Origin of the sequence: Kribbella qitaiheensis, from assembly GCF_042657745.1 — a bacterium.
GTDB lineage: Bacteria > Actinomycetota > Actinomycetes > Propionibacteriales > Kribbellaceae > Kribbella > Kribbella qitaiheensis.
The window spans coordinates 66614-88406 of record NZ_JBHSKE010000041.1; the positions used below are offsets into that span (position 1 = coordinate 66614).

At 68.2% G+C, this 21793-nt stretch carries 19 protein-coding genes; 10 read left to right on the forward strand and 9 right to left on the reverse strand.

Annotated features, from left to right (window positions below; translation table 11 throughout):
- Positions 1–23: 23 nt before the first annotated feature.
- Positions 24–755, reverse strand: coding sequence for a protease inhibitor I9 family protein (locus ACFPJ1_RS25975; protein ID WP_380107781.1), 732 nt, complete (start codon positions 753–755; stop codon positions 24–26).
- 475 nt (positions 756–1230) lie between these two features.
- On the opposite strand from ACFPJ1_RS25975, the gene ACFPJ1_RS25980 reads away from it, so the two are divergent.
- Together ACFPJ1_RS25980 and ACFPJ1_RS25985 are read left to right on the forward strand one after the other, a co-directional pair.
- Positions 1231–2892 carry an NAD(P)/FAD-dependent oxidoreductase gene (locus ACFPJ1_RS25980; RefSeq protein WP_380107783.1) on the forward strand — a complete coding sequence of 554 codons (1662 nt, stop codon included), beginning with the start codon at positions 1231–1233 and terminating at the stop codon, positions 2890–2892.
- Positions 2892–4346, forward strand: a complete 1455-nt coding sequence (locus ACFPJ1_RS25985; RefSeq protein ID WP_380107784.1) for an ATP-binding protein — start codon at positions 2892–2894, stop codon at positions 4344–4346. The genes ACFPJ1_RS25980 and ACFPJ1_RS25985 overlap by 1 nt, the downstream gene beginning before the upstream one ends.
- A gap of 85 nt (positions 4347–4431) precedes the next feature.
- On the opposite strand, the gene ACFPJ1_RS25990 is transcribed toward ACFPJ1_RS25985, so the two are convergent.
- The 6 genes from ACFPJ1_RS25990 to ACFPJ1_RS26015 form a co-directional block, all read right to left on the reverse strand.
- Positions 4432–5379 (reverse strand): sugar kinase, encoded by a 948-nt coding sequence (locus ACFPJ1_RS25990; protein ID WP_380107786.1) that lies wholly within the window; start codon positions 5377–5379, stop codon positions 4432–4434.
- Positions 5372–5995 (reverse strand): bifunctional 4-hydroxy-2-oxoglutarate aldolase/2-dehydro-3-deoxy-phosphogluconate aldolase, encoded by a 624-nt coding sequence (locus ACFPJ1_RS25995; protein ID WP_380107787.1) that lies wholly within the window; start codon positions 5993–5995, stop codon positions 5372–5374. Before ACFPJ1_RS25995 ends, ACFPJ1_RS25990 begins: the two co-directional genes overlap by 8 nt.
- Positions 5996–6117: 122 nt before the next feature.
- Complete coding sequence (locus ACFPJ1_RS26000) at positions 6118–6966, reverse strand: hypothetical protein (protein WP_380107788.1); 849 nt, start codon at positions 6964–6966, stop codon at positions 6118–6120.
- Positions 6960–8105: a galactonate dehydratase gene (gene dgoD / locus ACFPJ1_RS26005; RefSeq protein ID WP_380107790.1), complete on the reverse strand. Its 1146-nt coding sequence runs from the start codon at positions 8103–8105 to the stop codon at positions 6960–6962. The genes ACFPJ1_RS26000 and dgoD overlap by 7 nt, the downstream gene beginning before the upstream one ends.
- Entirely contained in the window at positions 8102–8863 is a 762-nt protein-coding gene (locus ACFPJ1_RS26010) for a FadR/GntR family transcriptional regulator (RefSeq protein WP_380107791.1), read from the reverse strand. The genes dgoD and ACFPJ1_RS26010 overlap by 4 nt, the downstream gene beginning before the upstream one ends.
- A gap of 19 nt (positions 8864–8882) precedes the next feature.
- Positions 8883–9605: an SDR family NAD(P)-dependent oxidoreductase gene (locus ACFPJ1_RS26015; protein ID WP_380107793.1), complete on the reverse strand. Its 723-nt coding sequence runs from the start codon at positions 9603–9605 to the stop codon at positions 8883–8885.
- A 201-nt stretch (positions 9606–9806) separates the two neighbouring features.
- Here ACFPJ1_RS26015 and ACFPJ1_RS26020 point away from each other — a divergent pair, with 201 nt between their 5' ends.
- The 6 genes from ACFPJ1_RS26020 (at position 9807) to ACFPJ1_RS26045 (ending at position 18771) form a co-directional block, all read left to right on the forward strand.
- Positions 9807–11096 carry an ABC transporter substrate-binding protein gene (locus ACFPJ1_RS26020; RefSeq protein WP_380107794.1) on the forward strand — a complete coding sequence of 430 codons (1290 nt, stop codon included), beginning with the start codon at positions 9807–9809 and terminating at the stop codon, positions 11094–11096.
- Complete coding sequence (locus ACFPJ1_RS26025) at positions 11093–12007, forward strand: carbohydrate ABC transporter permease (protein ID WP_380107795.1); 915 nt, start codon at positions 11093–11095, stop codon at positions 12005–12007. The genes ACFPJ1_RS26020 and ACFPJ1_RS26025 overlap by 4 nt, the downstream gene beginning before the upstream one ends.
- Entirely contained in the window at positions 12004–12819 is an 816-nt protein-coding gene (locus ACFPJ1_RS26030) for a carbohydrate ABC transporter permease (RefSeq protein WP_380107797.1), read from the forward strand. The genes ACFPJ1_RS26025 and ACFPJ1_RS26030 overlap by 4 nt, the downstream gene beginning before the upstream one ends.
- Complete coding sequence (locus ACFPJ1_RS26035; protein WP_380107798.1) at positions 12816–14861, forward strand: alpha-galactosidase; 2046 nt, start codon at positions 12816–12818, stop codon at positions 14859–14861. Before ACFPJ1_RS26030 ends, ACFPJ1_RS26035 begins: the two co-directional genes overlap by 4 nt.
- Positions 14862–14893: 32 nt before the next feature.
- Complete coding sequence (locus ACFPJ1_RS26040; RefSeq protein ID WP_380107799.1) at positions 14894–16966, forward strand: NPCBM/NEW2 domain-containing protein; 2073 nt, start codon at positions 14894–14896, stop codon at positions 16964–16966.
- A 263-nt stretch (positions 16967–17229) separates the two neighbouring features.
- Positions 17230–18771 carry an alpha/beta hydrolase gene (locus ACFPJ1_RS26045; RefSeq protein WP_380107801.1) on the forward strand — a complete coding sequence of 514 codons (1542 nt, stop codon included), beginning with the start codon at positions 17230–17232 and terminating at the stop codon, positions 18769–18771.
- 45 nt (positions 18772–18816) lie between these two features.
- Here ACFPJ1_RS26045 and ACFPJ1_RS26050 read toward each other — a convergent pair whose 3' ends face one another.
- The gene (locus ACFPJ1_RS26050) at positions 18817–19386 is read right to left on the reverse strand and encodes an OsmC family protein (protein ID WP_132193207.1); all 570 of its coding nucleotides are present in this window, start codon (positions 19384–19386) and stop codon (positions 18817–18819) included.
- A 13-nt stretch (positions 19387–19399) separates the two neighbouring features.
- Positions 19400–20566 (reverse strand): NAD(P)/FAD-dependent oxidoreductase, encoded by a 1167-nt coding sequence (locus ACFPJ1_RS26055; protein ID WP_380107802.1) that lies wholly within the window; start codon positions 20564–20566, stop codon positions 19400–19402.
- Positions 20567–20723: 157 nt separating this feature from the next.
- Between ACFPJ1_RS26055 and ACFPJ1_RS26060 the strand changes: the two genes are divergently transcribed.
- Together ACFPJ1_RS26060 and ACFPJ1_RS26065 are read left to right on the forward strand one after the other, a co-directional pair.
- Complete coding sequence (locus ACFPJ1_RS26060; protein ID WP_380107804.1) at positions 20724–21407, forward strand: AzlC family ABC transporter permease; 684 nt, start codon at positions 20724–20726, stop codon at positions 21405–21407.
- A complete protein-coding gene (locus ACFPJ1_RS26065) occupies positions 21404–21721 on the forward strand; it encodes an AzlD domain-containing protein (protein WP_380107805.1) in 318 nt (105 codons plus the stop codon). Before ACFPJ1_RS26060 ends, ACFPJ1_RS26065 begins: the two co-directional genes overlap by 4 nt.
- Positions 21722–21793 lie beyond the last annotated feature (72 nt).

Genomic DNA, 21793 nt, shown 5'->3' on the forward strand with positions numbered 1-21793 from the left:
GCGGTGAAGTTCTCGCCGGCCTGTCAGGCGCCGGTGAAGTCGTTCCCGTCGGCCTTGTGCATGACGATGGTGTCGCCGGAGCGGTACGGCTGGTAGGGGTCCGCCGCGGTCGGCTTCGTCCCGAGCTGCGGGCCCGACAGCGACGCGCTCTCCGGCCAGATGCCGGTGTCCACGACGCCGACGACGACGCCCTTGCCGGCTTCGGCGTTGCCGCCCAGGGCGGACCAGACACCGGACTCGCCGGACAGCTTGAGGAAGTCCGCGGGCTTCTTGTCGTCCAGCGCCTTGTGCAACTGGTCCGGCGTCACCGCGACGACACCCGGCGTCTTGCTCAGCTGGCTGACCTGGGCGCTCGTCAGGTTCGCCGCGAACGCGTTGATCGCCGTCGAGTAGTGCCGGGTCGCCTTGGCGCCGACCTTCGCCGCGACCTGGTTGTGGCGGCCGTCGAGGAAGCCGCGGTAGGCCTTCGAGTCAGGGCTCGCGGTGTCGACCTTGCGGCCCTTGGCGGGCTTGGTGGCCTTCAGCCCGGCCACCCCACCCTGGTAGGTTGCGAGCGGCTGGTCGGCCAGCGTCACGACGTACTTGCCGGGCGCGAACTTGGGCAGCCGCATCGAGGTGGCGAGGTCGTCCGGTGGGGGAGAGCCCGGAGAAGCCGCGGGCAGTACCGCGTTCCCGGCCGGGGCCGCGAAGGCGGCGGTGCTGAGGACGGCGGCCGCGATCAACGCGGTCCTCCGACGCAAGGACAGATGGTTCACGCGATTCCTCCAGTGCTGGAGGGACGGGCGGATGTGCGTCCCTCGTGTCCTGACCGCGGCTGTCGCCCCGGTCGCCCGCCCCCGAGCCCGGACGTCTCAGAGCGTCCCGCACAAGTCACCGCCTGTTCACCGTTTTGGCTTCAACTGGCCGCTGGCGAAAAACTGCCACCGGCCCGCGGCGGCTTTCCCACACCGTCGGCTTTCCGACAGCGCGACGCATTGACCGGGAGTTTCGGAACCTCTCTACTAAATGCACCCCCACCGCTGGAGGATCCATGCGTGCGGCGGCTCGTCCCCATCGTTCCGGGGACTGATGACGTGGTCGATCAACTGGGACCGGTACTACGACTGGGAGTTCCAGAACAGCCACGCGCCGTACCTCGCGGCCCTGCCGTGACGTCCGATTGCCGGGAGTCGGCTTACGCCTGTGGATTAACGTGCGCCGGAATTCGCCCCGCGCTGGTATGAAAGGAGCATGCCTACGTCATCTGCCCGCCCGGTGATCCTGACCGTGGACGACGACCCGGGGGTCTCCCGCTCGATCGCCCGCGACCTGCGCCGCCGGTACGGCGAGGAGAACCGGATCGTCCGGGCGGAAGCGCCGGACCAGGCCCTCGAGGCACTCCGCGAGCTCAAGCTGCGGGGCGAGCCGGTCGCGCTGCTGCTGGCGGACTACCGGATGCCCGGGATGTCCGGGATCGACTTCCTCGAGGCCGCGATGGACCTGTTCCCGCTCGCCCGGCGAGTCCTCCTCACGGCGTACGCGGACACCGATGCGGCCATCCAGGCGATCAACGTGGTCGACCTCGACCACTACCTGCTGAAGCCGTGGAACCCGCCGGAGGAGAAGCTCTACCCGGTGGTCGACTCGATGCTGGACCTCTGGCGGTCGACCCCGGAGCTGCCCACCGACGAGACCCGGGTGATCGGTCATCGCTGGTCGGCCCCGTCGTTCGAGGCCCGGGACTTCCTGGCCCGCAATGCCGTGCCCTACCGCTGGATGGGCGTCGACGACGACGAGAGCAAGCGCCTGCTCGAGGCGGCCGGAGTGGACGGGGCGACCCTGCCCGTGGTGATCACCCCGGACGGTACCGTGCTGATCCGCCCGAGCGAGGCCGAGCTCGCGGACAAGGTCGGGCTGTCCACCCATCCCGCCGAGGAGTTCTACGACCTGGTCGTGGTCGGCGGCGGTCCCGCCGGGCTCGGAGCCGCGGTGTACGGCGCGAGCGAGGGACTCCGCACGGTACTGGTGGAGTCTGTCGCGACGGGCGGCCAGGCCGGCCAGTCGAGCCGGATCGAGAACTACCTCGGGTTCCCCGACGGGGTGTCGGGGGCTCAGCTGACCGATCGCGCCCGGCGGCAGGCGATCCGCTTCGGCGCCGAGCTGCTCACGGCCCGGCAGGTGGTCGGGCTGGAGACGATCGGATCCGCCCGGCGGCTGGAGTTCTCCGACGGCAGCGAGATCTCCGCGCACTCGGTGATCCTGGCGACCGGCGTCTCCTACCGGACCCTGGATGCTCCCGGCGTGGACGACCTCTGCGGCCGTGGGATCTACTACGGCTCGGCGACCACCGAGGGCCCGAGCTGCGCCGGCCAGGAGGTCTACATCATCGGCGGCGCGAACTCCGCCGGGCAGGCCGCGGTCTATTTCTCGAAACACGCGAAACGCGTGCATATGCTGGTAAGAGGTCCCTCACTCGAGGCGACCATGTCGTCGTACCTGATCGATCAGATCGACGGCATCGACAACATCGAGGTGCACACCTGCACTCAGGTGGTCTCCTGCAAGGGTTCCGACCACCTGGAACGGGTGACGCTGACCAACAGCGCGACGGGCGAGAGCCGGGAGGTGGACACGGAGTGGATGTTCGTGTTCATCGGAGCGGCACCGCGGACCGACTGGCTGCCGGGTGACCTGCTGCGCGACGACCGGGGCTTCGTCCTGACCGGGCCGGACCTGCGGGGCCGGCCGCCGGGCTGGAGTCTGGACCGCGATCCGTACCACCTGGAGACGAGCATGCCGGGAGTCTTCGCGGCCGGCGACGTCCGGGCCGAGTCGGTGAAGCGGGTCGCCTCCGCGGTGGGCGACGGAGCGATGGCAGTGACCTTGGTGCACCGATACCTGGAGATGCTCTGATGACGACGACCGATGACACCCTCCGGATGAGTCGCGACGAGCTGCGCACCCTGTTCCTGTTCGAGCACCTGAACGACGACCAGCTCGACTGGCTGTCCCGCGAGGGCTACGTCATCAAGGTCGACGAGGGCCGGGTGTTCAGGGAGGGCGACGAGGCCAGCTGCTGCTACATCATGACCTCGGGCTCGATCCGGATGTGCAAGCTGCTCCAGGGCGAAGAGGTGGAGATCAACCGGACCGCCCAGCGCGGCGTGTACTCCGGTGCCTTCAACGCGTTCTTCGGCGCCGACGACCGCAAGGCCTACACGGCGTCGATGTACGTGCTCGAGCCGTCGGAGTTCTTCGTCATCGACGCCGCCACGATGGCGACGATGATGAACACCTGGTTCCCGATGGCGGTGCACCTGATCGAGGGCTTCGTGATGGGGATGCGCCGGACCAACGAGACGATGGGGCAGCGCGAGCGGTTGCTCGCCCTCGGTTCCTTGTCGGCCGGCCTCACGCACGAGCTCAACAACCCGGCCGCCGCCGCTGTCCGCGCTGCCGCGACCCTGCGCCAACGGGTCGCCGGGATGCGCAGCAAGCTGGCGATGCTTGCCGACGGCACCCTTGACACGACGAAGCTGCACCAGCTCGTCGCGATCCAGGAGGACGCGGTCGAGCGGGTGGCGAAGGCGCGGGAGCTCTCGCCGATGGAGCTCAGCGACGCCGAGGACTCCCTGACCGACTGGCTGGAAGACCACGATGTGCGCAACAGCTGGGACGTCGCGCCGGTGCTGGCCGCGGTCGGCCTGGACGTGCCGTGGATGGAGGAGGTGCTGACCGCCGTCGGTCCGGAGTACCTGGAGGGTGCGGTCCGCTGGCTGATGTACACGATCGACACCGAGTCGCTGATGAACGAGATCGACGACTCCGTGACCCGGATCTCCACCCTGGTCGGCGCGGCCAAGCAGTACTCGCAGATCGACCGGGCGCCCTTCCAGGTGGTGGATCTGCGCGAGCTGCTGAAGTCGACGCTGGTGATGATGTCGAGCAAGCTGGACGGCATCACGGTGGTGAAGGACTTCGATCCCGAGCTGCCCCCGATCCCGGCGTACGCGGCCGAGCTGAACCAGGTCTGGACCAACATCATCGACAACGCGGTCGGCGCGATGAGCGGCTCCGGCACCCTGACGCTGCGCACCAAGCGCGACGGCGCCTACGCCGTGGTCGAGATCGGCGACACCGGACCGGGCATCCCCGACGAGATCCGCAACCGGATCTTCGAGCCGTTCTTCACTACCAAGCCGATCGGCGAAGGCACTGGCCTGGGCCTCGACATCTCCTGGCGCATCGTCGTCAAGAAGCACCACGGCGACCTCCGAGTGGAGTCGAAGCCAGGCGAAACCCGCTTCAAGATCGTGCTCCCCATCGACCCCGAATCCGAGGTCGCCGCCCAGGGCGACCTGCTGTAGGCGCAGGCTCAGGACAGCAGAGTGGCGGCGGCGTCGAGTCGTCGGCCCCAGGCCAGAGCTGCTGAGTCGCCTTCGCGGACGGAGGTCAGCGGAGGGCGGTGCCGTGGGTGTGGGTCAGGAGGGTCAGGTCCTCGCGGGTGGGGAGGGATTCCCAGTCGCCGTGGGCTCCTACGCAGAAGGCGCCGGAGGAGGTGGCGCGGTCCAAGCGGGCTTCGGTGGTGAGGTTGTCGAGGGTCGCGGAGAGGTAGCCGGAGACGAAGGCGTCGCCAGCTCCGATGGAGTCGACCACGGCGACGGGTAGGGCCGGGCGGTGGATGGTGCCGTCGATGGAGTGCGACCAAGCGCCCTTACCGCCGGCTGTCACGACGACCTCGGCGATACCACGCGAGAGCAGATCGGGGATGGGCTCAGTGGCGTCGGTGAGGATGTCGAGCTCGTCGTCCGACGCGAAAACCGTTGTCACGTAAGGAAGTAGGTCACGCAGGGCGGTGGCCGCTTCGCGGCGAGACCACAGCCGAGCGCGGTAGTTGACGTCCAGAGACACCCCAAGCCCGGCCGCAGCACCAGCCTGTACTGCGGCCAGCGTCGCGGCGCGAGCGGACTCTGAGATCGCAGGCGTGATCCCGGTGACGTGCAGCAGCCGCGGAGCCGCCTGGTCAAGAGTTGCTGTGATCGCGGCGACGCATTCCTCGCCGGTCAGGGTGGAGGCGGCCGAGCCGCGGCGGTGGTAGCTGACGCGGGTGATGTCGTGGGCCGGCTGGTCGAAGGCGATGAAGCCGGTGAAGGAGTCGTCGGAGAAGCGGAGGTAGCTGGTGTCGACGCCTTCGGCGCGGAGGGTCCGCTGGATCAGGCGACCCGGTTCATCGTTGCCAACGGCACCTATCCAGGCCGGGTGGTGGCCGAGTCGGGCCAGGCCGATCGCCACGTTGCTCTCCGAGCCGGCCACCGACAAGTGCGCCGCACCGCCCAGGCGCATCGGTGCTTGGGTACGGATCGAGACCATCGCCTCGCCGAAGGTGAGAACGTCAGGCATCGGCAACCGCCCTGAGGAAGTCGGCCGCGCGGGCGGCGAGGTCGGCCTGCGAGCCACCGGTGCCGGCGTCGCCGAGGAGGGGAGAACCGATGCCGACGGCGAAGGCACCCGCGGCGAGGTACTCGGGGGTCGAGGCGGCGTCGACGCCGCCGACGGCGATCAGCGGGGCGTTCGGCAGGGGAGCGCGGAGTTCGCGGAAGTAGCCGGGGCCGTGCAGTTTGGCCGGGAAGATCTTGACCGCGAGTGCGCCGAGATCGAGGGCGCCGACGACCTCGGTCGGGGTCAGCGCGCCACACAGCAGCGGCAGGCCGAGTTCAACGCTGCGGTGGGCGCCGCGGGTGATGGCCGGGGTGACGACGAAGCCGGCTCCCGCCGCGGCGACCTCGTCGGCCTGGGCCGCACTGACGACGGTGCCGGCGCCGATCAGCACCGAGGGGTCGAACTCCGAGCGGGCCTTCGCGATCGCCTCCGCGCCGCCGGGCGTCGTGAGAGACACCTCGAGGATGGTGATTCCGGCGGTCACCAGAGTGCGGATGCACTCCAGGGCCCGGTCCGGTCCGTCGGCCCGGATGATCGCGAGCACCTTGCGCTGGCTGAGGTCGGCAAGCAGGTCCATGTGCACTCCTTCAGAGACGGGTTCACCGTATTGCACCGCGCGCGGACGACCTCGCGGAGGTGCTCGACCGATGAGATAGGACGGGGTTCTGGCCGAGGGCGCGAGGCAATCGAGGCATCAGCTCAAACTGTTCTGGCGGAGACCACGAGCCTCCAGATCAGTTCACCCGACTCCGGCACCACCGCGGCGTCACCAGGTCCCGCCTCGGCCAGATCGAACACTCGCCCCAGCATCGGCTCCACACCCAGACTCCGGTACGGCGAGTCGACCGGAAACCCGCCGAGGTTCCGCCACAGCGCGGTGGACACCGGTTGCCCAGGGCAACTCAGAGACAAGGTGAGCTCGAGAGCGCCGTCCACCACGGAAGCAGCCGGGCAGTCGACCAGCACGGCTCCGATGGCGGTCCCGTCGGAAGGCCCGTAGGTGGCCAAGTCAACCCCAAAAGGCGTAGGCCAGCTCGCCGCAATCCAGGGAGCTCCCTCGGGCCAGTCCAGCTTTGAAGCGGCCTCTGGGTAGAGGCGACAAGTCGTGCCGTCCGCGACATCCAGGAAGGCGCCGACCGAGCAGTCGAGCAAGGCGTGAGCCGCCCAGACGAAGCGAAAGCCGGCCGGGGCGATCAGTCGATAGTCCGCCCAGATCGTGTGGGTCTCCGTACTGTCCGGCACGTCCCCGCCGTTGAACCGGCGAAGCAGCACTGCATCCTCGTACTGAACTGCGTCCCAGTCCTCGTCACCCTCCAAAGGCAACCACGGCTGGTTCCACAGACCGCCGTGGTCGGGCGTTCCCCGCACGGTGGGGAAGCACTCGTCGAGGCCGCCGACATCGACGTACGAGGTCATGCCCTCGCGGGATCCCGAGACGAGACCGGGTCCCTGCCAGAGCCACTCGCGGCCGGCCATCCGCAACGACGTCCACCGGCCACCGTCCTCGAGATCCAGCACGACCTCGTTCTCGGGCAGATCCGTCACCATTCGGCGAACGACCCGTCGTCGTGGGTCCAGACCGGGTTGCGCCAGCTGTGCCCCTTCTGGTCGGCCGCACGTACGGCGTCCTCGTCGACCGTGATCCCCAACCCAGGAAGGGGATTCCACTCGGCATGCCCGTTCACCCAGGTGAAGGGCGCCGGATCCGTCACATACGAGATCAGGTCGTTCTCACCGTTGTAGTGCAGTCCGCGACTCTGCTCCTGGATCAGGAAGTTCGGCGTCGCGAACGAAACCTGCAGGCTGGCGGCCAGCGAGATCGGCCCCAGCGGGCAGTGCGGAGCGAGCAACGCCCCATGCGTCTCGGCCAGTACTGCGATCCGCCGCAACTCCGAGATTCCACCGGCGTGCGACACATCGGGTTGAACCACGGCAACTCCGGCGTCCAACGCGGGAACGAACTCCGACCGGTTGTACAACCGCTCGCCCAGGGCAACAGGCACGGTGGAACTACTGATCACCTCCGGCAGGTGATGCAGATGTTCCGGCAGCACCGGCTCCTCGACGAACAGCGGATGCAACTCCTCGACACTGCGCAGAATCCGCCGGGCCGCGGCAACACCCACCCGGCCGTGCAGATCGATCGCGACATCCCGGGAATCACCTAGTACAGAACGGGCGGCCGCAAGACGAGAGACGATCCCGTTGATCTCGGCAAGCGATGGTGAGGGCTGGATCCGGCCGCTCGCATTCATCTTCACGGCGGTCATCCCGGCCTCGACCTGCGCTGCGACCTGGTCCGCGATCTCGGCCGGCTCGTCCCCGCCGACCCACGCGTAGACCCGCACCCGATCCCGCACCCGGCCACCGAGCAACGACGCGACCGGAGCGCCGTACACCTTGCCCGCGATGTCCCACAGCGCGTGGTCGAGCCCCGCGACGGCGCTGCTCAGCACCGGACCGCCGCGGTAGAAGCCGCCCTTCGACATGATCTGCCAGTGCCGCTCGATCTGCAGAGGGTCCTGGCCGACCAGGTACTCCGAGAGCACCTCGATCGCGGTCCGCACCACCTCCGCGCGGCCCTCGACGACAGGCTCACCCCAGCCGACGACACCGTCGCTCGTCTCGATCCGGCAGAACAGCCACCGCGGGGGAACCAGGAAGGTCTCGATCCGTTCGATCTTCACTTGCGACCCCGGCCGGAGGGTTTGCGCACGTCTCCGTTGGCTGACGGCCTGCCCGAGGAGTCGCGCACTGCCGACAAGTCCTCGGCAGCCTTCGCCAGCAGTTCGCGCATCGCCAGTTCGGCTCCTTCGGGATCGTGCGCCCGGACGGCCTCGACCACGCGCGCGTGGCTCGGTACCGAATCGTCGGAGGGCTTCACCCGGTGCACCAGCCGGTCGCGATCGGCCAGGCCGGTCTCCATGATGACCTCCATCTTGGTGAGCAACTCGTTGCCGGTCGCAGCGAGCAAAGCCTTGTGGAACGTGAGATCCGCCTCAGCGGCAGCCAGATCGTCGGCGGCCGAGGACATTGCGGCCAAAGCTTCATCGAGCGCGAGTACCTGCGCATCCGAGGCCCGTACCGCGGCCAGCCGGGCGGCGGCCGGTTCGACGATGCCGCGTACCTCGTGCAACTCCTCGAGCAGTTCGGGCCGGACGTCGTCATCGAAGTGCCAGCGGATCATGTCCGCGTCCAGCAGGTTCCAGTCGGACCGCGGCCGCACGAACGTGCCGCGCTTCTGCCGGGCGTCGACGAGCCCCTTGGCTGTCAGCACCTTCAGCGCCTCGCGGACGGCGGTCAGGCTGACCCCGAGATCCGCCTGCAGATCGGGCACGTTGATCGTCGATCCTTCGGGGATCTGCCCCGACAGGATGCGTTGCGCCATCACCTCCACGATCTGGCCATGCAAACCCCGCGACACCCCGCGCTGAATCCCCGTCACGCCGCTCTCCCCATCACCCTCATGCCGAGTCCTTGACCGCTGACCAGCCACCATCGACCACCAGGCTGGCAGCCGTCACGAACGAAGCTTCCTCCGACAGCAGGAAGGTCACCACAGCTGCTACCTCGTCGGGCAGCCCGAGCCGCCCGATCGCGGTGGCCCGGGCGCTCTGGGCCTTGCCCTCGGCGGTGACCCGATCCCAAGCGGCGGTGTCGACCGGGCCTGGAAGCACAGTGTTCACCCGGATCGACCCGCCGTACTCGACCGCGAGCTGCCGGCCGAGTGCTACCAGTGCCCCCTTGGTCGCGGCGTACGCGGGATGCCCGGGGATCCCGGCCAGCGCGTGCACGGACGACACCAGTACTGCGGACCCGCCGCGCGCCGACAGATCGGCGTACAGGGTCTTGAAGCCGAGGAAGGCGGCGGTCAAGTTCACGTCGAGCTGGCGTTGCCACGAGGCCTGGGTCAGCTCGTGAGCCGGCCGCACGTCGACGGTGAAGGCGTTGCTGACGAATCCGTCGATCGGTCCGAGCTCGTCGCGCCCTCGCGACAACACCTCGTCCCAGGTGTCTGCAGACGACACATCACCCTGTACCGCGATCGCCCGGCCCGGGGTCTCCTTGCACGGCTGCAGGTCGACCTGCACCACCGAGGCGCCCTCGTCGAGCGCTCGCTGAGCACAGGCGGCACCGATGCCGGTAGCCGCACCGGACACCACGATGACGCGATCAGCCAGACGCACCAAAGCCTCCGCAAGGGTCTCCAACGATGAACGAGGCACCAGTTGATCGTGAGCCCTCTGCCACGTCAAGCTATTTGCTCGTAATTTAGGAATTAATATTGACACGTCCGAGCCAACGGCTGCAAGATCCTCCGCAGAACGAACCACTCAATCGACTGGCACGGCGGTCACCGCCGGTGCCGAGATTCTCAGGAGTACGGCATGACGGGTCTGGCAGCTGATCGGCGGACGTTCCTCAAAGGGCTCGGAGTGCTCGGGGCCGCGGCCCTGGTGCCGGGGTGTGCCACCTCGACACCCTCACCCGGGTCGGGCAGCAGCACCGGCTCGACCGGGCCACTCTCGTTGCAGTCGAACCTCTCCTCGGAGCAGGCGAAGGCCGCGATGGAGAAGCTGGTCGAGACCTACAACAAGTCCGGCGCCGCCACGGTGAAGCTGAACACCGTCGCCTCGGAGATCTTCCGCACCCAGCTCCCGACGTACCTGACCTCGGCCAACCCGCCGGACGTCTACACCTGGTACGCCGGGTCGGTGGCGGACTCCTACGCCAAGAAGGACCTGCTGCTGGACGTCTCCAGCGTCTGGGACAGCATGAAGAACTATCCGCAGTCGATGCAGACGCTGTCCACCAGCAGCAACGGCCAGAAGATCTTCGTGCCGACCAGCTACTACTGGTGGGGAATGTTCTACCGCAAGTCGAACTTCGCCAAGTGGGGCGTCACGCCGCCGAAGACCTGGGAGGAGTTCCTCCAGGTCTGCAAGACCATCCAGGGCAAGGGCGTCCCGCCGATCGGCATCGGTCTCGGCGACACCCCGTGGGTCGCGTCGGCCTGGTTCGACTACCTGAACATCCGGATCAACGGCGCGCCGTTCCACCGTCAGTTGCTGGCCGGCGAGGGCCGCTTCGACGACCCGAAGGTGAAGGCCGTCTTCACCAAGTGGCAGGAGGCGCTGCCGTACTTCGACCCGAAGGGCAAGTCGTTCCCCTTCCAGGAGGCGACTTCCGCGTTGCTGGCGGGCAAGACCGGGATGTTCCTGATCGGCACCTTCTTCGCCGACTCGGCGCCGAAGGACGCGCTCGACGACATCGACTTCTTCCAGTTCCCGATCATCGACCCGGCCGTACCGGTGGCCGAGGAGGCCCCCGTCGACGGCTACTTCGCCAGCAAGAAGGTCAAGGACCCCGAGGGCGTGAAGAAGTTCCTGACCTGGCTCGCGACGCCCGAGGCGCAGGAGATCTACGTGCAGAGCTCCTCCGGTACGGCGATCCCCGCGAACCCGGAGGGCAAGTCCGCCGACACTCCGCTGGTGCAGAAGGGCAAGGCGATGGTCGAGAGCGCGGAGGAGCTGACCCAGTTCTTCAACCGTGACTCCAGCGACGCGCTGCAGCCGACCGCGGATGCCGCGCTCACCAAGTTCCTGGACAAGCCCGACCAGCTCGACAAGATCCTCAAGGACTGGCAGGCCGCGGCGGAAAAGGTATTTAAGGCGTGACCGCGACAGCTATCCAGACGAGAACCCGCGCGCGGACGGAGAAGCGTCCGTGGCGGGTGTCGCCGCTGATCCTCGCGTTCGTCTTCATTCCGTTCGCGATCGAGGCCGTCTGGGTGTTCTGGCCTGCTCTGCAAGGGTTCTGGCTGTCGCTGACGAGCTGGGACGGGCTGTCCGCGCCGGAGTTCGTCGGCTTCGGCAACTTCGGCGACATGTTCTCGGATCCGATCTTCAAGACCGCGCTGAAGAACACCGCGATCTGGCTGGTGCTGTTCGGCGGCCTGAGTGTCGCCGGCGGCTTCGGGATGGCCCTGCTGCTGCAGAAGGAGCGCCGCGGGGTCGGCATCTACCGTGCCGCGTTGTTCACCCCGGTCGTCTTCTCGCTGGTGGTCACCGCGCTGATCTGGCGCGTCTTCTACCAGCCCGACGGCCTGGTCGACTCCGTACTGCGGGGCGTCGGGCTGGGCGACTTCATCAGGCCCTGGCTCGCGGATCCCGACACCGCCTTGTACGCCGTGATCCTGCCTGCGTTGTGGCGGCAGATCGGCTACGTCATGGTGCTCTACCTGGCCGGCCTGAAGGCGGTCGACCCGGCTCTCTACGAGGCGGCCCGGATGGACGGGGCCTCCGCCTGGCAGCGCACGCGGTACGTCACGATCCCGCAGTTGAAGGGCGTGAACGCGGTGGTGCTGTCGGTGATCGTGATCGACTCGCTGAGGTCGTTCGACATCGTCTGGTCGATGACCAAGGGCGGCCCGTATCACTCGTCCGAGCTGCTCAGCACCTACATGTACTCGACCGCGTTCCAGTCCACCCAGCTCGGCTACGCGTCCGCGATCGCCGTGGTGATCTTCATCCTCGCCCTCGCGGTCATCCTCGGCTATCTGATCCGCGCCTTCCGGGAGGAGACGTGATCCGTCGTACCGGCTACCACGTGGCCATGAGCATCGTCTCCTTCCTCTGGATCGCCCCGATCCTGTGGGTGGTGGTGATCTCGTTCCGCAGTTTCGACGACGTCGCCGCCAACGGCCTGGGGTCATTGCCGCACTCGTTCACCTTTTCGACGTACAAGTCGGCCTGGGAGGACGCGGACGAGTTCCGGGCGCTGGTCAACTCGCTGGTGGTGACGATCCCGGCGGTGATCCTGAGCCTCGGGTTCGCCTCGATGGCGGCGTACGGGCTGGCGCGGTACAACATCCCGTTCCGGCGGACGGTGCTGCTGCTGATGCTGATGGGCAATCTGCTGCCGCCGCAGATCCTGCTGATCCCGATCTCGCGTTTCGTGGAGCTGACCGGGTACTACGACACGTTGTACGCGCTGATCGCGGTCCACGTCGGGTTCGGGCTCGGGTTCTACACGTTCGTGCTGCACGGGTTCATGCGGGATCTGCCGAAGGAGATCCAGGAGGCCGCCACGATCGACGGCGCCGGGCCGGGCAAGATCTACGCGAGCGTGATCCTGCCGCTGACCCGGCCCGCGATGGCCGCGCTGGGGGCGCTGTCGTTCACCTGGATCTTCAACGACCTGCTCTGGTCGATCACGGTGATCAGGTCCGGCGAGAAGATGCCGGTGACGCCCGCGTTGCTCGGCCTGCAAGGGCTGTTCGTGTCGTCCTGGAACGTGATCGCCGCCGGCACGGTGATCGCGGCGATCCCGACGCTGGCGGTGTTCCTGAAGTTCCAGAAGCACTTCGTCTCGGGTCTGGCCATCGGAGCCGTCAAGTGAATCGCTGGACGTTGCGTGGGGCAACCACCTCCTACGTGGTGGAGATCCCTGAGCACGGCCTGTGGGCGGCCCTGGTTGCCTGGGGCCCACACGGTGTCGCCGATGGCCCCTCCACAATCGCCCCCGTCGGCACGGAACACTTCCTCCCCCGAGCCGACGTGGAACCCCTCGAGTACGCAGTACGAGGCGTCCGCTACACCAGCCCCACAGAGCTCGTGGTCTCAGGCCCGGACGGCTCCGACGAACTCCGCCCAACCTTCACCGGCGCCACCGGAGGCGGCGACTCGCTGGAGTTGACGTTCGCAGACGAGTTGCGGGGGCTTCGGGTTGTGCTGCACTACCGCGTGCCTGCCGACCTCGACGTGGTTGAGCGGTGGGTCTCCGCGCACAACGACGGGTCCGATCAGCTGCGACTGCACCAGCACGACTCCGCCGGGTTCGTCATCCCCACGACCAACGGCGCCATCGTCCGGTACCTCTGGGGTGAGTGGAACAGCGAGTTCCAGCGAGGCGAGCTCGACCTGCGGCGTGGGCGGTTCACCATCGACAGTCGGCAGGGGATCACCGGGCATTCCTACTCACCGTTCCTGTCCGTCGCGGACGCTGCGGACGCGACCGGTACCACGTGGGGCGTACAGCTCGCGTGGTCCGGTTCGTGGCAGCTGAGCGCGGACGTCGACACCACCGGGCAGACCCGGGTCCAAGCAGGCAGGGGTCCGTCCACCCTTGGCCTCGCCCTTCCCCCTGGGGCGTCCTGGGTCTCCCCGGTGGCCGTCGGCGCGTGCAGCACCGAAGGACCTGATGGACTGGCTCGCGTCTTCCACGCCTACCAGCGATCGCTGGCGGGGGAGAGGCTCGGGCTGGAGCGGAAGGTGCTCTACAACTCCTGGTTCGCGACGGAGTTCGACGTTCGGGCGAACCACCAGCTCGAGCTTGCGCGGCGCGCAGTACGGGCCGGGGTCGAGACCTTCGTGGTCGACGACGGCTGGTTCACCGGTCGCACCGACGACACCGCGGGGCTGGGCGACTGGGAGGTTGATCCGGCCGCCTTCCCCGATGGGCTCGGCACCTTCATCGCGAACCTGAAGGATCTCGGCCTGGGCTTCGGTCTCTGGGTGGAACCCGAGTCGGTCAGCCCGGGATCGGAGCTGGCCGCCAAACACCCCGAGTGGATCCTGCGCACCGACGGCCGGGAGCCGGTACAGATTCGCAACCAGTTGCTGCTGGATCTGAGCCGCGACGACGTCGCCGACTGGATCTGGGAGACGCTCGACCGGTTGCTGTCGTCGTACGAGATCAGCTACCTCAAGTGGGACGCCAACCGCTCACGGCTCGACGCGGGTGACCAGCGGCGGGACCTCGACGGTGGCGTCGTCACCAACCTCTACAAGATCCTCGACCGGCTCCGGGCGGATCACCCACGCGTATTCGTCGAGGGTTGCGCCGGGGGAGGAGCGCGCGTCGACCTCGGGATGGCCGCGCGTGCTGACACCCTCTGGCCCAGCGACAACACCGCGCCACTCGACCGGTTGAAGATCCAGCGCGGTTTCCTGACCGGCTATTCGCCGCACCTGATGAGCTCGTGGGTGACGGATGCCGAAGGCACCCATGACGGGCGTGAACGCTCGCTCGGCTTCCGCTTCCACGTCGCGATGGCCGGCGGCCTCGGGATCGGCGCGGACCTGTCGCGGTGGAGCGACGAGCAGCTGGAGATCGCGGCCGGCCACGTCGCGCAGTACCGCGAGATCCGGCAGACCATTGCTGAAGGCAAGCTCCACTGGCTGAGCGACGGGCCGGTTGTCGGCGCGCAGTACGTCGGGGGCGATCGGTCGGTCGTGTTCCTCTGGAACACCTGTGACGCCAACGTCCGCGGCACCTTGCCGACGAGACCCCGAGCGATCCCGCTGGTCCAGCTGGATCCCACGAAGAACTACCGGGTGGGGGATGAGGTCCACCCGGGCAGCTACCTGCTGCAGGTCGGCGTCCGCTGGGACGGCACGACCGATTCGAACTGCCTGGTCGTCGAGGCCCTCGACGCCTGATCCGCCCATCACCGGCAGCAAAGGAAGACGACGTGAAACGACTATCCGCCTTGCTCGGCGGTCTCCTCGCGGCGGTCCTGGTGACCGCTTCGCTCGGGACCACCGCGGCTCCCGCTTCCGCCACTCCGACCACTCCCGCGCAGGTGATCAGCCCCACGCCGTACATGGGCTGGAACACGTACTACGGTCTCGGCGGCGACTTCACCGAGGACACGATCCGCTCGGTCGCCGACTCGCTGGTCAGCCGCGGCCTGAAGAAGGCCGGCTACGACATCGTCTGGCTGGACGGCGGCTGGCAGGCCGACCAGTCGCGCAGTGACGCGGGCGATCTGGTCCCGAACCCGGCCAAGTTCCCGAACGGCCTCAAGCCTCTCGTCGACTACATCCACAGCAAGGGCCTGAAGGCGGGTATCTACACCGACGCCGGTCCTTACATCCCGGGCAGGTGCGGGCTCGGCAGCGGCGGCTACTACCAGCGCGACGCCGACCAGTTCGCCGCGTGGGGCTTCGATGCCGTCAAGGTCGACTACCTCTGCGGTATCGCGGCGGACCTCGATCCGAAGACGGTGTTCACCGAGTTCGCCCAGGCGCTGCGGAACAACGCGAGCCACCGGCCGATGATCTTCAACCTCTGCAACCCGGTCACCTCGCCCGACTGGGGCAACTACCCGGAATCGCAGCAGTCGATCAACTCCTGGACCTACGCGCCGGGGATCGCGCAGTCGTGGCGCACGTACACCGACGTCGGCTTCCAGGGCGACATCAAGTTCAAGGATGTACTGCGCAACTACGACGCGAACGCCAGGCACCCGGAGGTCGTCAAGCCCGGGGCGTTCAGCGACCCGGACTACCTCGCTCCCGAGCTGGGCATGTCCGACGAGGAGTTCCGCACCCAGCTGACGCTGTGGTCGGTGGCCGCCGCGCCGCTGGTCGTCGGTAGCGACATCCGCAAGCTGAGCGCTACCACCGTCGGCATGCTGACCGACCCGGACGTGATCGCGATCAACCAGGACCAGGCCGCCGTCCAGGCCGTGCGCGTGGGAGCAGCCGGTACTACGGAGACGTGGGTCAAGCGGCTCGCCGACGGCGGCCGTGCCGTAGTACTGCTCAACCGGGGTGAGAGCGCGAAGACTCTCACCACCACGGCGTCGGCCGTCGGTCTGAACGGCGCCCGCTTCACCCTGAAGAACGCATGGACGAACTCCGTCACCGAGAGCGCGGGCACCATCAGCGCGGCGGTTCCCGCGCACGGTACGGCGCTGTTCCGGATCGAGCCCGCTCGCGGTCTGCCGGGGATCCCGCATGTGACCGCGGGGATCCCGCAGGTCACCCAGGTCGGCAGCCAGGTGCTGCCCGAAGGCACCGCACCGGTAGTTGCCGGTGGCGACGAGCTCCGTGCCGAGGTTGCCGTCCGCAATGATGGTCTCCTCCCGGTCTTCAAGCCGGCCGTCGCGCTGACCGCACCTGCGGGCTGGACGGTGACCCCGGTCGGCAAGGCGCCAGCGCTCCTCGCCGGTGGGCAGCAGACCACCTTGGTCTTCAAGGTGCAGCTCCCGGCCGGCGCCGCCGCCGGGAACGCCGCCCTCACCGCGACCACGTCGTACGACGTGATCGGGCACGGGCGGTTGCGTCAGGCAACGGTCTCGCCGCTGATCGTGGCGCCGGCGCCGCCGGACGGTACCTCGGCGCTGTCGCACCACCAGTGGATCACCGCGACCAGTGGCTGGATGTCGCCGACCATCGACGAGGCGGTCGGCGGTGGATCACCGATCAGCTTGGTCGGGCAGACCTACCCGACCGGCATCGGGGTCGCCTCGCCGTCCCAGGTCCGGTACTACCTCGGCCAGCAGTGCAGCCGGTTGATCGCGACCGTCGGCATCGACGACGCCGTCCGCAACGTCGGTCCGGAGGGTGGCACGTCGACCTTCCAGGTGATCGGCGACGGCAAGGTCCTGTACGACAGCGGCACCGTCGACCGGGACAACCCGAAGCAGGTCGACGTGGACCTGACCGGCGTCCGGGTGCTCGACCTGATGGTCGGCGACGCGGGTGACGGCGGCTACAACGACCGCGCCGACTGGGCCGCACCCACGGCCACCTGCTGACGCTTCGGGGGGCTTCTACAGCTGAGGCCACCAGTCGGCAAGGTCCCTGCAGTCGACGCTGAGTTGCGGCCGGGGGAGTGTGCTTGAGGTGGTGGTCGGTGACTTCGCGGGAACACCGACCACCACTTCGTCTATTTGATCAGAACTTCAACTCTTTGGGCACAGCGCTCCCGCGACAAATTCCTACCGAGTTTGCCGACTCGCCGTTCGGTAGTGACATCCGCCCGCTCGCCTCGTGACGATCGAAGGCGCATAGTCGAGGTGTGGTGCTTGGGTTCGGTGGGGATGTGGAGTTCGACCCGGTCTTGTTCGAGGTGCGGCGGGGTGGGGTTGCGGTGCCGTTGGAGCCGCAGGCCTTCGATGTGCTGGCCTATCTCGTGTCGCACCGTGATCGAGTGGTTCCGAAAGAGGAACTGATGGACGGGGTCTGGGGCGGCCGTTTCGTCAGCGAGACGGCCGTCACCAGCCGGATCAAGCAGGTCCGGCGGGCTCTCGGCGACGACGGCCACAGTCAGCGGATGATCCGGACGCTGCACGGCCGGGGCTACCGGTTCGTCGCGCCGGTCGAGGCGCGGGCTGAGCAGCGGTCGATCGAGCCGATCCGGTACACCGTCAGCGACGGACTCCACATCGCCTACCAGGTGACCGGCGGCGGTGAGCTCGACATCGTGCTGATCTCAGGGTTCGTGTCGCACCTCGAGCTGGACTGGGCGGATCCACGGCACGCGCATTTCCTGCACCGGTTGGCGTCGTACGGACGCCTGATCCGGTTCGACAAGCGGGGCACCGGGATGTCGGACCGGCCGTCCGGTCTGCCGGATGTCGAGACGCGGATGCACGACGTACTGGCCGTCATGGACGCCGTCGGCTCCCGCCGGGCGGTACTCGTCGGGTACTCGGAAGGCGGGCCGATGGCGATCCTGTGCGCGGCGGCTCATCCCGAGCGGGTCGCGGGGTTGGTGCTGTACGGCACGTACGCCAAGCGGGTCTGGTCCGAGGACTACCCGTGGGCGCAGAAACAGCAGGAACGCGAGGCCTACACGGACCGGCTCGTCAACGGCTGGGACTGGGAGGCCGACATGCGGATGCGCTGCCCGTCGGCCGACGGGCCGATGCAGCGGTGGTGGGCGCAGCGCATGCGAGCGGCCGCGACGCCGTCGACCGTACGAGCGCTGATGGACATGAACTCGCTGGTGGATGTGCGGGACGCGTTGCCGGCGGTACGGGTTCCGACGCTCGTGCTGCACCGGGTCGGCGATGCGCTCGTCGATGTCGGGGGTGCGCAGTTCATCGCCGAGCGCATTCCCGGCGCCCGGCTGGAACTGCTCGAAGGTGACGACCACTTCGTCTCGGGGAATCCTGACCAGATCGTCGACGCGATCGAGCGGTTCGTGGCAGACCTGCCCGATGCGGTAGACCGCCCGCTCGCGCTGGCTGCCGCGGCCGCGCCGGCTGGACCGCGGGCCGGTGATCTGGCGTCCGGGCTGGCCGCGGCCGGTGGTCGCCTGTGCTCGGGTCCCGGGGATCGTGAAGTGGTGCTGTTCGATGGTCCCGCGACCGCGGTGCGCGCCGGACTCGCCCAGCTGCGCGCCGGCGACAAGCTTGGAGTCGCGATCGCGGAGGTACCGCGTGACGAGACCAAGCTCGACGCGCACGGCGTTCAGCTCGCGATCACGCTGGCCGATCTGGCGACGCCGGGATCGTTGTGGCTCTCGTCGGCGGTGTGTGATCTGATCGCCGGTTCGGGCGTAGTGACTGAACCTCTTGATGGCTTCGAGGCTTTCCTGGCGGTCGCCGCGCAATGAAGGCCGGCCTGCCCGGGGAAGGGCAGACCGGTCTGTGGGGGGTGATCAGGCGGTCGCGACGTCGATCGTCACCGGCACGCCGTGCGTGATCACGTCGTACACCGCTGAGCGCCGACGGGACTGCTCGACCAGGCCCGCCAGCTTCTCGGCGTCGGCGTCGCCTTTGACGTGGAAGACGACGCGGATCCCCTCGTACCCGTTGCGAACCTCCGGGTCGAGCCCGAGGATGCCGAGGAGGTTGATGTCGCCTTCGACTGTCGACGAGACCTCCTCGAGGTGGATCCCGCGGGCGGCGGCGATGTTGGCCAGACCACTGGTGAGGCAGGCGGCCAAGGCATGCAGCAGGTGCTCAGCCGGCGTCGGACCGTTGTCGCCGCCGACCAGCACCGGCGGGTGGTCGGCGTCGAAGGTGAAGTCCGCCGGGCGGGTGTTCTCCTGCCCGGCCCCGTAGTACCCGTTGATCACGCCGCGGTTGTGCGTGCCGCTGATCCACCTGTTGGTGGCGCGGAACTGGAACCGGGCGATCTCGGGCTGTGCCTTGACCGCGTCGAGCGTCGCGAAGAGTGTCGCGGTGTCGACGCCGTTGCGGCGGTTGTCGGTCGTGGTGGTGGTCATGGTTCTGTTCCCTTCAACAAGCGATCAGGTCGTTGCGGCCGGGGAATCCGGCCAGTTGTTCGGCCTCGCGGTCGAGTGCCACGCTGAGCTGGATCTGCAGCTCGACGAAGCGGTCCATCGGTGGGAAGGCGGTCAGGGCGCGGGTCAGGTCGAAGACCTCGCGCAGCATCGCGTCCCGGACGTCCTGGTACGACGCCATGGCGGCCCGCTCGACCGTGGGGTCCCGGAGGCTGTGATCGAGGGCGGTCGCCAGCAACTCCGCATCACGGAACGCGTCGGTGATGCCGTGTCCGGTGATCGGGTCGCGGTGGTAGCCGGCGTCACCGACCAGCGCCCACCCTGGACCATACGGTCGGCGAAGGTAGTTCGGCAGCTCGACAGCACCGCGGACCGGCGCTGTCACCCGACCGGCGCGCACGCGACGCCCGAGGCCGGGCACCAGCTGTTCGAGTGCCTGGAGGAACGCCGGGATGCGCGCGGAACCCGCCGTACGCACCGAATCCAGCGCATCGGTCGGCTGGATCAGCCAGACGCAGGCCAGGTCGTCGTGGGTCGGGAAGACCCCGGCGTAGGCACCGGGCGCGACATGGAACTCGAAGCTGTCCGATCCGAGACCGGCCACATAGGTGTAGTAGGTCGAGCAGGTCGGGGTGAAGTGCTCCAGCGTCTCGGCACCCATGAACCCGGCCATCCGCGACTGGCGTCCGTCCGCACCGACCACGAACCGCGCGGGCACTTCCAGGCATTCGCCACTCGAGGTGTGGGCGGTGATGCCGGTGACCCGACCTTCGCTGGACCGCAGTACGCCGGTCGCGGTCAGGCCCGTGACAAGGCCGGCGCCGGATTGCTGTGCAGCGTCAGCGAGGACACCGTCGAGCAGGTGGCGTCTCGGGGCGATCAGGGCGTCGACACCCGCACGGTCCTTGATCGGGCGGGTTATCGCGCTGCCCTCGATGTCGAAGACCACGTTCCTGACCGGCGGCGCGCCGATCCGGTCGAGCAGTCCCCACCGCGCGAGCTGGACGACACCGCCTCGAGCGATCGCGTGGGTCGACAGCGTGTCGCTCGGCAGTCGCGCTTTGTCCACCATCACGACGTCGTGGCCCAGCTCGGCCAGCAACATCGCGGTCGCGGCTCCGGCACACCGTGCGCCCACCACCACAACGTCGTACCTGCTCATTTCCGCCCCATTTCGTCACGACGACTCTGCGGTGGGGTCGCCGCCAGAAGCTTGGAGACGAGGTGGAGGCGGGGTGGAGGACCAGTCGCCACGTTTCTCCACATTTCCACCGCCTGGCCGCCAAGCCGTCGTACGCGATCAGCAGGACGGTTGCGTCATGAGGTCTCTTCTCGGCAAGACAGCGCCGCCGCAGGTGATGGCCCTGCACGACGTCGCTTCGGTCGCACCGGGCCTGGCCGCGTTCGGCGTGACGCTGGGCGTGACGATCTCCGCGCTCGGCTTCGGCACCTTGCCGGGTCTGGTCGGTGCGGGAGTGGTGTACGGCGGAAGTGCGCAACTCACCGCCGTGACGCTGGTCCATCAAGGCGCCGCGTTCGCAGTCGTCGTCGCGTCGGCCGCCATCGTGAACTCGCGGTTGATGCTGTACGGCGCGTCGTTGTCGCGGCGGTTCAGGGAGCAGCCGACCTGGTTCCGCTGGCTGGCCCCGCACTTCATCGTCGACCAGACGTACCTGCTGTCGAACGCCCGCCCTGATCTCGACCCACGCACGTTCCGGCGGTACTGGCTCTGGCTCGGCTTCCTCGTCCTGGTGTTCTGGTCGTCGTCGATGGCTGTCGGCATCCTCGCCGGGCCCGCACTGCCCGAGTTGCCTCACCTCGTGTTCGTCGGCACCGCCATGTTCCTGGGCATGCTGGCACCCCGCCTGACGAACCGCCCCGCCGTCACGGCCGCAGTGACGGGAGGACTGGTGGCCGCCACCATCGGCCTCGTGCGCCCGGAACTCGGCATCCTCGGGGGAGCGATCGCAGGCGTCGTAGCTGGATCGGCAGTACGACGATGACCGCACTACTGTCGATGCTCATCCTCGGCGCGGTCTCCTGGGTATTCCGCATCGCCTTCATCACCCTGCTACCCGCCGAGCGCCTACCGACCCGCTTCCAGACCGCCCTCGACCACCTCGCGCCCGCCGTACTGGCGTCCATCGTGGCCGTAGAACTAGTGACCTTGCTCCGCGGTGCCTCGCCTACCCAAGCCACCGCTCTCCTGGCAGCCGCCGCCATCATCACCGCAGTCGCCTACCAGACCCGCAACGTCACCATCGCCTGCGCCCTAGGCGTCTTCACCGTCCTGGCCCTGCACTACCTGACCGCGTGAGCGCGGCGAACCCAGGCCGGGCTCAGCCAGTAGCTCCGGCGGAGTGCCTAGTTCCGAGAGAGCGGCCAGGCC

Coding starts and splice junctions, on each gene's coding strand:
- ACFPJ1_RS26020 (WP_380107794.1), top strand. CDS start 9,807: ATGACGGGTCTGGCAGCTGATCGGCGGACGTTCCTCAAAGGGCTCGGA.
- ACFPJ1_RS26060 (WP_380107804.1), top strand. CDS start 20,724: ATGAGGTCTCTTCTCGGCAAGACAGCGCCGCCGCAGGTGATGGCCCTG.
- ACFPJ1_RS26065 (WP_380107805.1), top strand. CDS start 21,404: ATGACCGCACTACTGTCGATGCTCATCCTCGGCGCGGTCTCCTGGGTA.
- ACFPJ1_RS25990 (WP_380107786.1), bottom strand. CDS start 5,379: ATGCCTGACGTTCTCACCTTCGGCGAGGCGATGGTCTCGATCCGTACC.
- ACFPJ1_RS26000 (WP_380107788.1), bottom strand. CDS start 6,966: ATGGTGACGGATCTGCCCGAGAACGAGGTCGTGCTGGATCTCGAGGAC.
- ACFPJ1_RS25980 (WP_380107783.1), top strand. CDS start 1,231: ATGCCTACGTCATCTGCCCGCCCGGTGATCCTGACCGTGGACGACGAC.
- ACFPJ1_RS26050 (WP_132193207.1), bottom strand. CDS start 19,386: ATGACCACCACCACGACCGACAACCGCCGCAACGGCGTCGACACCGCG.
- ACFPJ1_RS25985 (WP_380107784.1), top strand. CDS start 2,892: ATGACGACGACCGATGACACCCTCCGGATGAGTCGCGACGAGCTGCGC.
- ACFPJ1_RS26055 (WP_380107802.1), bottom strand. CDS start 20,566: ATGAGCAGGTACGACGTTGTGGTGGTGGGCGCACGGTGTGCCGGAGCC.
- ACFPJ1_RS25995 (WP_380107787.1), bottom strand. CDS start 5,995: ATGGACCTGCTTGCCGACCTCAGCCAGCGCAAGGTGCTCGCGATCATC.